Source organism: Kitasatospora sp. NPDC034023 (assembly GCF_055575795.1).
The window spans coordinates 59016-72846 of sequence record NZ_JBVIRY010000033.1 but is presented as its reverse complement, the minus strand read 5'-3'; the positions used below and the strand labels follow the sequence as shown (position 1 = coordinate 72846).

The 13831-nt window shown below is 74.5% G+C and carries 9 protein-coding genes; 7 read left to right on the top strand and 2 right to left on the bottom strand.

The features are described 5' to 3' along the window. The first annotated feature begins 88 nt into the window (after positions 1-88). Positions 89-862, top strand: coding sequence for a thioesterase II family protein (locus ACZ52R_RS33745; RefSeq protein ID WP_465754721.1), 774 nt, complete (start codon positions 89-91; stop codon positions 860-862). Positions 863-936: 74 nt separating this feature from the next. On the opposite strand, the gene ACZ52R_RS33740 is transcribed toward ACZ52R_RS33745, so the two are convergent. Together ACZ52R_RS33740 and ACZ52R_RS33735 are read right to left on the bottom strand one after the other, a co-directional pair. After that, complete coding sequence (locus ACZ52R_RS33740) at positions 937-7887, bottom strand: amino acid adenylation domain-containing protein (protein WP_465754720.1); 6951 nt, start codon at positions 7885-7887, stop codon at positions 937-939. A 136-nt stretch (positions 7888-8023) separates the two neighbouring features. After that, the gene (locus tag ACZ52R_RS33735) at positions 8024-8500 is read right to left on the bottom strand and encodes a GNAT family N-acetyltransferase (RefSeq protein WP_465622550.1); all 477 of its coding nucleotides are present in this window, start codon (positions 8498-8500) and stop codon (positions 8024-8026) included. A 456-nt stretch (positions 8501-8956) separates the two neighbouring features. Here ACZ52R_RS33735 and ACZ52R_RS33730 point away from each other — a divergent pair, with 456 nt between their 5' ends. The 6 genes from ACZ52R_RS33730 (at position 8957) to ACZ52R_RS33705 (ending at position 13791) form a co-directional block, all read left to right on the top strand. Beyond that, complete coding sequence (locus ACZ52R_RS33730) at positions 8957-9868, top strand: ABC transporter ATP-binding protein (protein WP_360504436.1); 912 nt, start codon at positions 8957-8959, stop codon at positions 9866-9868. Positions 9869-9986: 118 nt separating this feature from the next. Then, entirely contained in the window at positions 9987-10817 is an 831-nt protein-coding gene (locus ACZ52R_RS33725; protein ID WP_360504434.1) for an ABC transporter permease, read from the top strand. A gap of 73 nt (positions 10818-10890) precedes the next feature. Next, positions 10891-11742, top strand: coding sequence for a dimethylargininase (gene ddaH, locus ACZ52R_RS33720; protein ID WP_360504432.1), 852 nt, complete (start codon positions 10891-10893; stop codon positions 11740-11742). Between the two features lie 35 nt (positions 11743-11777). Next, positions 11778-11978, top strand: coding sequence for an MbtH family protein (locus tag ACZ52R_RS33715; RefSeq protein WP_360504430.1), 201 nt, complete (start codon positions 11778-11780; stop codon positions 11976-11978). A 130-nt stretch (positions 11979-12108) separates the two neighbouring features. Beyond that, positions 12109-13200, top strand: a complete 1092-nt coding sequence (locus ACZ52R_RS33710) for a polyprenyl synthetase family protein (protein ID WP_465754719.1) — start codon at positions 12109-12111, stop codon at positions 13198-13200. Positions 13201-13242: 42 nt separating this feature from the next. Then, positions 13243-13791, top strand: coding sequence for a YciI family protein (locus tag ACZ52R_RS33705; RefSeq protein WP_465622544.1), 549 nt, complete (start codon positions 13243-13245; stop codon positions 13789-13791). Positions 13792-13831 lie beyond the last annotated feature (40 nt).

Here is a 13831-nt window from a genome sequence, read left to right as displayed (position 1 = left end):
CGGGAGCCTGGTCGACAGGCTTCTCTCATTGACCGGGAACGAAAGCGAATAATTGATGACCGGATGGCCCGCCGTATTGCCCGACGAGGTGACCCGATGGACGCCGTGGCACCGTGACGCCGAACCGGACGGGGGGTCCGGGCCCGTACGCGTCTACTGCCTGCCGCACGCCGGCGGCTCCGCCAGCGCCTACCTGCCCTGGGCCCGGGACACCGGCCAACCGGACCTGACGATCGTTCCGGTGGAGATCCCCGGCCGGGGCACCCGGCTCGCCGAGCCGCCGATGACCGCCATGGACGAGGTCGTCGACGGCCTGCTCGCCGTCCTGGCGAGCCGCCCGGCCGACGAGCCGTTCATCCTCCTCGGCCACAGCATGGGCTCGCGGATCGGCTACGAGACGACCCGCCGGCTCGCCGCCGAGGGGCGGCCGCTGCCGCTGTCCCTGGTGGTCTCCGGCGGCCGGGCGCCCGGCACGCCGGACGTGGCCCGGCTGCACGACCTCACCGATGACGACCTCCTGGAGCGCCTCGTCGACCTCGGCGGCACCCCCGCCGAGGTCCTGGAGTTCGAGGACCTGATGCGGATGGTCCTGCCGGTGCTCCGGGCGGACGTCACGCTGCTGGCCGAGTACAACGAGCGGATCCGGCCCACCGTGCTGCCCTGCCCGGTGCTGGCGCTCGGCGGCTCGGACGACCTGATGGCCGGCCCGGAGTGGATCACCGGCTGGCGCTGCACCACGGCGGCGCGCTTCCGCCACCGCATCCTGCCGGGCGACCACTTCTTCCTGCACCGGCAGCGGGGCGAGGTGCTCGCCGAACTCGCGGCCGAGGCCCGGGCGGGCCTGGAGGCCCCGAGCGCCTGACCCCGGCTGTCCGGCCCCGTGGTGCGGGGCCGGACAGCGGGCGACGGTCCGTCCGCGGTGCGCCGGACGGACCGTCATCGCCGGCCCTGGTCGGCCCGGCGGAGGGCGGCGGCGACGACCCGGGCGATCTCGTCGATCGGTCCGGCTTTGGTGAGGTCCAGGTGCCGGGCGGCGACCGGGTGCTCCACCACCGGCCCGGTGGTGTGGGCCGACCACGTGGCCACCGTCCCGTCCGACCGGTGGTCGGCCGTCGCGGTGAAGGCGAGCAGCGGGGCGTCGAGCACCCCCGGTGCCCAGCCGGTCATCAACTGGGCGTGGTAGCGGCAGGAGTCGAGGAGCACCGCCAGCTGGTCCTCGTCGCGCGGCGCGGTCTCGCGGAGCGCGACGGCCAGCCGGTCGAGCAGCTCCGACGGCTTCGGCCGCCACTGGCCCGACCGGACGGCGGCCACCTCGGCGTCGGACGCGCCGATCGCCGTCAGCAGCTCGGCCACCACGACGGAGTCGGTGACCTCGCCGGATTCCGCCGTCGCCGGATGGCTGTCCAGCAGCGCGACCAGGTCGACCTCCTCGCCCGCCTCGCGCAGCAGGACGCCGATCTGGTGGGCGACCAGCCCTCCGAAGGACCAGCCGAGCAGACGGTAGGGGCCGTGCGGCTGGACGGCCCGGATCCGGGCCAGGTACTCCCGCGCCAGCCCGTCCAGGGTCGCGGGCCGCTGCCCGCCGCCGACCGGGCCGATGCCCTGGAAGGCGTGCACCGGCTGGGCCGGGTCGAGGCCGCGCAGCAGACCGAGGAAGCCCAGGCCGTGGCCGGTCACCGGGTGGACGCAGAACAGCGGCGCCCGGGTGCCGGCGCTGCGCAGCGCCAGCAGCGGCTCGAAGGCCGCGTCGGCGGCCTCCGGCCGACGCTCCGCCAGCCACTGTGCGAGCCGGGCCGGGGTCGGTGCCTCGAACATCGCCCGCACGGGCAGCTCCACACCGAGCTCCGTCTGGATCCGCTCGACCAGCCGGATCAGCAGCAGCGAGTGGCCGCCGCGCAGGAAGAAGTCGTCGTCCGGCCCGACCTCGGTCACGCCGAGCTCCTCGGCGAAGAGCGCGACCAGTGCGCGCTCGGCCGGTGTCCGCGGTTCCCGGGCCCGGCTCTCCTCGACCTCGCCGAGCTCGATCCGTCCGCCGCGCGCCCTCACCTGGCCGTCGGCCCGGCCGAGGTACTCCACCGCGCCGTCACGGCGGCGGCGGGCCAGGTCGCCGGTGCGGTACATCCGGCTGCCCGGCGCTCCGTGCGGGTCGGCGACGAAGCGCTCGGCGGTGAGCGCCGGGCGGCCGAGGTAGCCGTACGCGAGCTGCTCGCCGGACACGTAGAGCTCACCGGGCACGCCCGCCGGGACGGGGTTCAGGGCGGCGTCCAGGACGTGGGCGCCGGTGTTCCGGACCGGCCGCCCGATCGGCACCGGGCGGGGCTGCTCGTCGGCCGGCCCGCACTCCCAGGCCGTCACCTCGACGGCCGCCTCGGCGGGGCCGTACAGGTGGTCCAGCCGGACGCCCGGGAGCACCTGCCGGAACCGGCGTACGGTGGCCGCCGACAGCGCCTCGCCGCCGGCCACCACCAGGCGCAGCCCGGTGCAGTCGGCGGCCGCCGGGTCCTGCAGGAAGGCGTCCAGCACGGACGGCACGAACCGGGCGACGGTCACGTTCTGGCGTCGGATCAGCTCCGCCAGGCAGGCCGGGTCGCGGTGGCCGTCGGGCTCGGCCAGCACCAGGGTGGCGCCGGTCATCAGCGGCCAGCAGAGTTCCGGGACCGGGATGTCGTAGCCGACCGAGGTCTCCTGCAGCACCGCGTCGCCGGATGCCAGCCGGTACTCCTCCTGGCCCCACTCCAGCCGGTTGACGACGGCCCGGTGCGGGACGAGCACGCCCTCGGGGTGTCCGGTCGAGCCGGAGGTGTAGATGACGTACGCCGGGTCCTCGGGACCGGGGGCGGTCAGGGTGGCGCCCTCGGGCGCCGGCAGGTCCTCCGGCGACAGGCACGGCACGCCCTCGGCGGGGCTCAGGGCCGCGAACTGCTCCGGGGCGGCGACCACGGCGGCCGGCCGGGCGTCCGCCAGCACGAGGGCGAGCCGGTCGGCCGGGGCGCCGGGGTCGAGCGGCAGGTAGGCGCCGCCGGCCCGGTGGACGGCGCACAGCGTCACCACCAGCTCCACCGAGCGGGGCACGGCCACCGCGACCCGGCTGCCCGGGCGGACGCCCGCGGCGGCGAGCCGCAGGGCCATCGCCTCGATCCGGCGGTCCAGTTCGGCGGGGCCGAGCGTCCGGCCCGCGAAGACCAGCGCCGGGGTGCCGGACGGCGCGGCGAGCCCCTCCCGCACGAGTGCGGCCAGCGTGGTCGGCGCCAGGTCCCGGCGCTCGCCGAGGGACTCCGCCAGCAGCCGGGCCCGCTCGCCCTCCGAGGCCAGCGGGAGCCGTCCGATCGGCTGCTCGGGGTCGGCCGCCACCGCGCCGAGCAGCCGGACCAGGTGGCCGGCGATCGCCTCGACGGTGGCCCGGTCGAACAGGTCGGTGCGGTACTCGATGGCGCCGATCAGCTCGTCGTGCGGTTCGGCCGGTGTGCTCAGGGTGAGGGTGAGGTCGAACTTGGCCGGTGCCGGGCCGGCGGTGAGCAACTCGGTCTCCAGGCCGGGGATGTCCACGGCGGGACCGCTCTGGTCCATCACCAGGGCGACCTGGAAGAGCGGGTGGCGGCCGGGGGAACGCTCCGGGTTGACCAGTTCGACGATCCGCTCGAACGGCAGGTCCTGGTGGGCGTAGGCGGCCAGGTCGGCGTCCCGGACGCGGAGCAGCAGCTCACGGAAGCCCGGGTCGCCGCCGGTGTCGGTGCGCAGCACCAGGGTGTTGACGAAGAAGCCGACCAGGTCGTCCAGGGCCTCGTCGGTGCGGCCGGCGATCGGGGTGCCGACGGGGATGTCGGTGCCGGCGCCGAGGCGGGTGAGCAGCGCCGCCAGACCGGCCTGGACGGCCATGAAGAGGCTGGCGCCGTGTTCCCGGGCGAGGTCCGCCAGGGCCCGGTGGTCCGGGCCGGCCAGCCGCAGCGGGACGCGGCCGGCCGGCGCGCCGGTCTCGGCGGTGCGGCGCCGGTCCACCGGCAGCGCGATCTCCTCGGGCAGGGCGTCCAGGGCCCTGCTCCAGTACTGCCACTGAAGGGCGGCCGGGCTGCCCGGGTCCTGGTCGTCCCCGAGCAGCTCGCGCTGCCACCGGGTGTAGTCGGCGTACTGGACGGGCAGGTCGGTCCACTCGGGTGCGCGGCCGGCCGCCCGGGCCCGGTAGGCGGTGCCCAGGTCGCGGGCGAGCGGGCCCAGCGACCAGCCGTCGCAAGCGATGTGGTGGACCGTCAGCAGCAGGACGTGCCGGTCGGGCGCGAGAGCGAGCAGGTCGGCGCGCAGCGGCGGCTCGGCGGCGAGGCCGAAGGGCCGGGCGGCGGCGGTGCGCAGGGCCTCGGCCAGGCCGTCCCCGGTCACCGGCGCGGAGCCGGCCGCGGTGGCGTCGGCCGGGTCGGGGCGGCGCAGCAGCGGGGGGAGCCGGTCCGGGTCGAGGACCAGCTGCCGGGGGCCGTCCGCGTCGGCGGGGAAGACGGTGCGCAGCGCCTCGTGGCGGACGGCGCAGTCGTGCAGCGCGGCGGCGAGCGCGTCGGCGTCCAGGGCGCCGGTGAGGCGCAGGGCGAGCGGGATGTGGTACGCGTCGCTCAGCGGGTCCAGCTGCTGGAGGAACCAGAGCCGGCGCTGGGCGTGCGAGAGCGGGATCCGCTCGGGGCGGGCGGCGGCGGTCAGCACCGGGCGACATCGGCCGGTCTCCACCAGGCGGGCCAGTCCCGCGGCGGTGGGGCTCTCGAAGACCGCCCGGATGGGCAGTTCGGCGCCCAGCGCGGTGCGCACCCGGCTGACCAGCCGGGTGGCGAGCAGGGAGTGGCCGCCGAGCGCGAAGAAGTCGTCGTCGGGGCCGACCTCGGCGACGCCGAGCACCTCGGCGAGCAGCACGCAGAGCGCGGCCTCCCGGGCGTCCCGGGGGGCTCGGGACGGGCCGGTGGCGGCCCGCAGCCCGGGCTCGGGCAGCGCTGAACCGTCCAGCTTGCCGCTGGAGTTGAGCGGCAGCCGGTCGAGCACGGCGTACGCCGCCGGGATCATGTAGTCGGGCAGCCGGCCGGCCAGCAGCTCGCGCACCTCGGCGAGGTCGGGGGCGCTGCCGTCCTCGGTCACCAGGTAGGCGGCCAGGTAGCGCTCCTCGGCGCTGTCGCCGCGGGCCAGGACGGCGGCCTGCAGGACGGCGGGGTGGCGCAGCAGCACCGCCTCGACCTCGCCGGGCTCGATCCGGAAGCCGCGGATCTTGACCTGCCCGTCGGCCCGGCCGAGGTACTCCACCTGGCCGTCGCGGCGCATCCGGGCGAGGTCGCCGGTGCGGTACATCCGGGCACCGGGCGGCCCGTACGGGTCCGCGACGAAGCGCTCGGCGGTGAGGCCGGGGCGGCGCAGGTAGCCGCGGGCCAGGTGCGGCCCGGACAGGTACAGCTCGCCGGGCACGCCGAGCGGGACGGGGCGGAGCTGCTCGTCCAGCACCTGGGCCCGGGTGTTGTCGAGCGGGCGGCCGATGACCGGGGTGTCGCTGTCCGTCAGGTTGCAGGCCAGCGCGTCGACGGTGCACTCGGTCGGGCCGTAGTAGTTGAACACCTCGACGTCCGGCAGGGCGGAAAGCTCGGTCCACAGGGCCGGGCCCACCGCCTCGCCGCCGAGCATCAGCACGGTCGGGCGGTGCTGCTCGGCGGCGAACAGGCCGGCCGCGGTGAGCGCCGGGACGTACGTCGGGGTGAGGTCGAGGAAGTCCAGGCGCTCGCGGCGGACGTAGTCGACCAGGGCCCGCGGGTCGAGCCGGACCTCGTCGCTCAGCAGGTGCAGCGGGTGGCCCTCCAGCAGCCAGAACAGCGGCTCCCAGGCCGTGTCGAAGGTGATCGAGGCGACCAGGCCGAGCTGGAGGCGCCGGCCCCCGGGGCCGCCGGACGGCCGGACCATCCGGGTGCGGTGGTGCTGCATCAGGCTGCTGAGGCCGCCGTGCGGGATCACCACGCCCTTGGGGACGCCGGTCGACCCGGAGGTGTGGATGACGTAGGCGGGGTCGAGCGGGCCGGTGGGACCGGTCCGGTCGGCGTCGGTCAGGTCGCCGCCGGGGTGGGCGGCGACGGCGGACCGGACCGCGGGCTCGTCCAGGACCAGCACGGGTGCGGTGTCCGGCAGCCGGGCGGCGTCCGCGGCGGTGGCGAGCACGCAGACCGGGGCGGCGTCGGCGATGATCCCGGCGAGCCGCTCGCGCGGCGCGGCGGGGCTGACCGGGATGTAGGCGGCACCGGACTTGAGCACGGCGAGCAGCGCGATCAGCAGGTCGGTGGTGCGCGGCAGCGCCAGCACGACGTACCGCTCGGGACCGGCCCCGCGCCGGACGAGCTCCCGGGCGAGCCGGTTGGCCCGCTCGTTGACCTCGGCGAAGGTGAGCCGGCCGTCCTCGGCGACGAGGGCGGTGACCTCGCCGTCCAGGGCGGCGCGCTGCTCGAAGGCGGCGTGGTAGGTGGCGGTGGCGGCGGGCAGGGCCGGCCCGGCGGCGCGGTCGAGGACGTCCCGCCGCTCGTCGGCGGAGAGCAGGTCGTACCCGCCGATCGGCCGGTCCGGGTCGGCGGCGGCCGCGGCGAGCAGCCGGCCGAGGCGGGCGGTCAGGGCCTCGGCGCCGTCCCGGGTGAACAGGTCGGTGCTGTACTCGACGAAGCAGCCGAGCCCGGCCGGGGCGCCGTCGGCGTCGTGCAGCTCACGGATGTTGAAGGACAGGTCGAACTTGGCGCCGCCCGGGCCCGCCTCGGCGATCTCGGTGTGGATGCCGGGCAGTGTGAGGGCCGCCTCGGGGGTGTTCTGGAAGGCCAGCATCACCTGGAACAGCGGGTGCCAGGCCAGAGAGCGGCGCGGGTTGAGCGCGGTGATCAGCCGCTCGAACGGGAACTCCTGGTGGGCGAAGCCCTGGAGGTCGGTGCGCCGGACCCGCTTGAGCAGTTGGCGGAAGGTCGGGTCGCCGGAGGTGTCCAGACGCAGGACCAGCGGGTTGACGAAGTACCCGACGACCTCGTCGTAGCGTTCGTCGGTGCGGCCCGCGATCGGGCTGGCGATCGGGATGTCCGTCCCGGCCCCGGAGCGGGTCAGCACCACGGCCAGCGCGGCCTGGAGCACCATGAACATGCTGACCCGGCAGGAACGGGAGAGCGCCAGCAGCTCGCGGTGCAGCTCGGCCGGGAGGTTCCAGGGGAAGTACTCGCCCCGGTGCGACATCGCGGCGGGCCTGGGGTGGTCCGTGGGCAGTTCCAGGAAGTCCGGCAGGCCGGCCAGGGCATCGCGCCAGTAGGCGAGTTGGCGTCCGCCACTGCTCTGCGGGTCGTCCAGGTCACCGAGGTCAGCGTGCTGGCGCACGGCGAACTCGGTGTACGTGGCGGGCAGTGGGGACCAGAGGGGGGCCCGGTTCTGCGTCCGGGCCAGGTAAGCGGTGCTCAGGTCGCGGGCCAGCGGGGCCAGCGACCAGCCGTCGCCGGCGATGTGGTGCAGCACCATCAGCACCACGTGCTCCTGCGGACCGAGCACGAACAGCCGTACACGCAGCGGGATTTCCGTCCGCAGGTCGAAGACGTGCCCGGACTCGGCGTCGATCAGGGCGGGCAGCTCCGCCTCGCTGGCGGGCACCACGGTGAGTATCGACGGCACCTCCGCCGTCGGCAGCACGTGCTGGCGCGGTATGCCGTCCCGGTCGGGGAGGACAGTGCGCAGTGCCGGGTGCCGCCCCACCACGTCCGCCAGCGCGGACCGGAGGGCCTCGGGGTCGACCGGGCCGGTCAGCCGCATCGCCACCGGAACGTTGTACGAGGCGTCGCCGCCCTGGAGACGGTCGTTGAACCAGAGCGCCAACTGCGCGTACGAGAGCGGTGTTTCCGCCGGCAGGCTGTGTTCGCCCAGCACGGGGCATCCCTCCAGGTGAACCCGCCCGCCGGCCTGGTGGGCGGGGCGGGCCGGATGGTGGTTTTCCGGTGGCTCTTGGCCGTTGGGGGCCGCCGACGTCCCTCGGCGGGGTACTACCGCTCGGTGCGGGAGGGCGTCACGCGGTCCAGCGGTAGGTCATGTCGGGCTCGTTCTCCTCGTTGCGGCTGCCGTCGTCGGTGTCCACCACGACGAAGCCGTGCCGCTCGTAGAAGGCGCGGGCCTCGGTGTTCTTCTGGAAGACGTGCAGCGAAAGCTCCTGCGGACCGGCCGACTTGACGGCTTCCAGCAGCAGCGTGCCGATGCCGCGACGGCGCGCGTCGGGGCGCAGGTAGAGGTGGTCGAGCAGGTTGCCGTCGAGCGAGGCGAAGCCCAGGAGGGCCCGGGTGCGGGCATCCTCGGCCAGCCAGACCCGCGAACCCGGCAGCACCACGTGGGTGATCCAGCTCAGGGTGGCCTCGTCGCTGTGCAGGCGGGGGAGATACGGCATGGTCGCGGCGCGCGAGGCCAGGAAGACCTCGGTGACGGCCCCGGCGTCCTCGGCTTCCGCGGTCCGCAGGTGGACGTTCCCGGTGAACGGTTCGTCGGATTGCATCCACATCTCCTCGATCAGGCAACAGGCAGTGCTGCCGCAGGGGGACCACCGAGGAAGGAGCATGCGAACGACACCGCTGCGCACCGATGTCGAAAATCGGGTGTGCAGCGGGTGATTGAGTCGAATCTCCCCCCGGATGAGCCACGTGAAAACGGATCCGGCGGCGTTGATCTTCCGTCAACATACACACCGGGTCATGGACATGGGAACCCTCTCGAGCGGGTTCCTGACAAGCCCGATTCTGCGGTTAGATGAGTGTGCGCCAGGTGTTCGATCGGATGTGAACCGGCCACGCCCCGGAGGCCGTTGTTCAGAATCGGGTCGACCCGAAATGCGCTCCGGCCCGCCCGGAACGGGCCCGAATTCCCGGGGCCGGAGGATGCCGGCCCACCGGGGCGGCGACTCGCGCGACTGCCCCGGTCACTTCCCAGAGCCTTCCCGAAAGGAGCGGCCCGCGTGGACACCCCTGCCGTCCGAATCAGCAGTGCGGTCAAGACCTTCGGCGCCACCACGGCGGTGGGCGGCCTGGACCTGGAGGTGCCGGCCGGCATGTTCCTGGGCCTGCTCGGGCCCAACGGCGCCGGCAAGTCCACCACCATGCGGATGCTCACCGGACAGACCCGGGCGGACTCGGGCACGGTGGAGGTCTTCGGGCACCGGATGCCGGACGACTCCCGCCGGGCCCGCTCCCTGGTCGGCGTCGTGCCGCAGCACGACAACATCGACCCCGAACTGACGGTCCGGCAGAACCTCGACGTCTTCGTCCGCTTCACGGCCCTGCCGCGCGCCGGGTATCGTGACGCCGTCGACCGCGCCCTGGCCGCGGTCCGCCTCACCGACCGCGCCGACACCCGGGCCGACGCGCTCTCCGGCGGCATGCGCCGCCGGGTCCTGCTCGCCCGGGGCATCGTCAACAACCCGCGGCTGCTGCTCATGGACGAGCCCACCGTCGGCCTCGACCCGCAGATCCGCCAGGACCTGTGGGATGTCATCGACGGGATGCGCGAGAGCGGCACCACCGTGGTGATGTCGACGCACTACATCGAGGAGGCCGAGCGGCTCGCCGACGAGGTCGCCGTGGTGTTCGGCGGCCGGCTGATCGCCCGGGGCACCCCCGCGGAACTGCTGCGCGCGCACGCGGGCGCCCAGGCCGCCGAGTACCGGGGCGACGCGGCCCGGCGCGAACTGGTCGAGGCCGAAGCCGCCCGGGCCGGGCTGCCCAGCCGCCGCACCGGGCCGGCCGTCTCCGTCCTGCGGGCCGAGACCATCTCCGCGCACCTGCACGAGCGCCTCGGGCCGCCGGACGTGCTGCGCCCGACCTCCCTGGAGGACGTCTTCGTCGCCCTGACCGGCGAACTGTTCGGCTGACAACCGCCCCCGCCGCCGCGCCCCGCCGGCCGGCCGCCCCCGACGGGCCCGGCCGGCGGGGCGCGCACCGGCCACCGGCGGGGGCCGGCCCGCCGACCCCCAGAGAAGAGGACACCCGATGACCACGGCGACGCCCACGCCCCGAACCCGGGAACAGGCCGGCCCCGCCGCCGAACCCGGCCGCCCGCCGGCCCTGTGGCCGACCATGCGCGCGGTCTGGCTGCGCGAACTGCTGCTCTTCCGCCGCTACTGGCCCGCCGTCACCTTCGGCTCGCTGATCGAGCCGCTGGTCTACATGACCGGCTTCGGTCTTGGCTTCAGCCGGCTGATCGACTCCGTCCAGGGCCACCCGTACCCGCAGTTCGTCGGCGTCGGCATGGTCGTCACCTCGGTGCTCTTCGCCTCGGCCTTCGCCGGGATGTTCGAGAGCTTCAACCGCCGCAAGTACCAGAAGATCTACGACGCCGTCCTCTGCCAGCCCGTCGACGTCTGGGAACTGGTCACCGCCGAGGCCTCCTGGATCGCCGTCAAGTCCTCCGTGTACGGCACCACGCCGCTGCTGGTCACCCTCGCCATCGGCCTCCCGCCGACGCCGGAACTGCTGCTCGTACCGCTGGTGGCGCTCGTCTCCGGCTTCGCCTTCGCCCTGCTCGGCATGTGGGTGTCCTGCCTGGTGCCGGCCATCGACTGGCTGCGGCTCGTGGTCTCCGGCGTGCTGACCCCGCTGGTGATGGCCGCCGGCGTGTTCTTCCCGCTGGACGGCCTGCCCGGCTGGGTCCACGCCGTCGCCGCCGTCAACCCGATCTACCACTGCATGCAGACGGTCCGGCACGCCGCCTTCGGGACGCTCGGGGCGGCCGACGCGCTGCACGGGGCCGTGCTGGCCGGCTTCGCCGCCCTCGCCTGGTACCTGGCCGTCCGCGGGATGCGCCGGCGGCTCATCGACTGAAACGGGGACACCCCCGACCGACCCGGACCCGGCCTTCCCCCGGGCACCGCGCAGACCAAGGAGAACCACGTCCATGACGGACACCGCCCGACCGGGCCCGCGCGAGCGGCCGCCGGTCCGCACCGCGAGCCCGCGACGCTTCCTGATGTGCCGGCCCAGCCACTTCGGCGTCAGCTACTCCATCAACCCCTGGATGCACCCGGAGAAGCCGGTCGACGGCGAGCGCGCGCTCGCCCAGTGGACCGGGCTGCGCGACCTCTACCGCGAACTCGGCCACACCGTCGAGGAGATCGACCCGCTGCCCGGCCTGCCCGACATGGTCTTCGCGGCCAACGGCGCCACCGTGATCGACGGGAAGGTCCTGGGCGCGCGCTTCCGCCACGCCGAGCGCACGGCCGAGGGCCCGGCCTACCTCTCCTGGTTCCGCGACCAGGGCTACTCCGACCTCCTGTGGCCCGAGCACATCAACGAGGGCGAGGGCGACTACCTGCTGGCCGGCCGCCGCCTGCTGGCCGGCACCGGCTTCCGCACCGACCAGCGGTCGCACGCCGAGGCCCAGGAGTTCTTCGGCGTCCCGGTGACGAGCCTGACCCTGGTCGACCCGGAGTTCTACCACCTGGACACGGCCCTCGCCGTCCTCTCCGACGACGAGGTCATGTACTACCCGGCGGCCTTCACCCCGGGCAGCCGCGCGGTGCTGCGCGAACTCTTCCCGGACGCCATCCTGGCCACCGACGAGGACGCCGCCGTCTTCGGCCTCAACGCGCTCTCCGACGGCCGCCACGTCCTGCTGCCCGAATCGGCCACCCACCTGATCGGCGAACTGCGCCTGCGCGGCTTCGAGCCGATCGGCGTGGACCTCACCGAACTCCTCAAGGCCGGCGGCAGCGTCAAGTGCTGCACCCTGGAACTGCGCGGCCGGTGACCGCGCCGTCCCCACCCATCAGAGAGGACGACCCGATGACGAACCCCTTCGACGACCCCGACGCCGACTACCTGGTCCTGGTCAACGACGAGGGCCGGCACTCCCTGTGGCCGGCCTTCGCCCCGGCCCCCGCCGGCTGGCAGCAGACCTTCGGCCCGGCCGGGCGGCAGGACTGCGTCGACCACATCGAGACCACCTGGACCGACATCCGGCCCAGGAGCCTGGCCCAGGCCTAGGGGGCGGCGGTGGGGGGCACCGGTGGGGCAGCATGGTGCCCGACCACTGCCGGGTGCGTGGTGCCTGCGCGTCCGCGCGGGCACGCACCGCCGCCTGACCCGCATCGCCGCCTGAACGGAAGACACCTTCGTGACCGGTACCGCCGCCGTCCCCGCCGAGCAGATCAGGGCCCGCCTCGCCGGGTACGAGCGCCGGTTCAACGCGCTGTCCGAGCAGTACTTCCAGGACCTGGCCGCCGCCTTCGACGCTCCGTCGTTCAGCCGGTTCACCCCGGGCTGTCTGGCTCTGCTGCGGGACCTGTCGTTGCGCGGCGGCAAGCGGATGCGGGTGGCCCTGCTCTTCGAGGCCGCCCGCCTGGTCACCGCCGAGCCCGTGGAGGGGTTGGACGACGCCGCGCTGAGCATCGAACTGCTCCAGACCCACGGGCTGGTCCACGACGACATCATCGACGACAGCCCCACCCGCCGGGGCGGGCCCTCCACCTACTACGCCTACCGGGGGCAGTTCCCCGACCGGCCGCAGGCCGCGCTCGGGCTCGCCCTCCTCGCCGGCGACCTCGCACTCGCCCTGTCCCTGCAGGTCCTCCTCGACTCCCGGGCCCCGCTGCCGGTGCGACAGGCCATGGTCGAGGTGCAGACGCGCGCGGCCTCGGCCACCTTCGTCGGCCAGATCATCGACCTGGAGCGGGACTTCACCGCGGACCCGGACGAGGACATGCTGCACGACGTGGCCGACTACAAGACCGCCCGCTACTCGGTCCTCGCCCCGATGCAGATGGGGCTGCTCGCCGCAGGCGTCCAGCCCGCCCTCCACGACAAGGAACTGCGGCGCTACGCCCGGCTGGTGGGGATCTGCGGCCAGATGCGCGACGACTACCTGGACCTCTTCGGCGACGCGGGGACCATGGGCAAGCCCACCGGAGCGGACATCCGGGAGGGGCGGCGCAACTACACCGTCCGCGCCGTCCTGGCAGCGGCCACCGACGCCGAACGGGCCCTGGTGGAGTCCGCACTCGGCGACGGAGCCTGCCCCGAGGACACCATCGCCGCCATCCGTGACATCGCCCACCGCCACGGCATCCCCGACCGGATGCGGGCGGACATGCGGCGCCACGCGCACGCGGCCGCCACGGAAGCCGCCGGATGGCGTCCCCGGTGGCGGGAGGAGTCCGTCGCGTTCTTCGAGTACCTGCCGAGGTGGAGCGTCGAGCGAGTGCGGTGAAACCCGCTCGACCCGGTGACCCCTTCTACGCGATCCTCGGGCATGGAGTTTCTCTGCTACCACCGCGACCGGCCCGGTTCCCCGCCGCTGCGCGACGAACTGCTGGAAGAGCACTGGTCGTACATGGACCGGTACGCCAAGGAGATGATCGCCCGGGGCCCGACCCTCGCCGCCGACGGCACGCCCACCGGAAGCGTGCACATCGTCGACCTGCCGGATCCCACCGCCGCCCGCGCGTTCGCCTTCGACGAGCCGAACTACCAGGCCGGCGCCTATCGGGACGTGCTGCTGCGACGGTGGCGCAACATGCTGGGACGCACCATGTGGGACTTTCCCGGCGGTCGGACAGGTGGCAACCGGTACCTGGTGCTCGGCCTCGGCACGGGGCAGGCCGCCGACCTCGCGGTGCCGCCCGACCGGGACGGGCTGATCGCCTACGGGCCCCTGCTGTCCGACGACGGCGCCATCTGGCTGGGCACGGCGGTGCTGCTCCGGGCGCCGGACCCGGACGCGGCGCGCGCCATCCTGACCCCGGGGCGGTACGCCGACATCGAGGTGCACAACTGGCAGTTCGGCGGGCCCCCGTCATAGCCGAGGACGCCCGGCCGACGTCGACCGGCGAAGCCCCGAG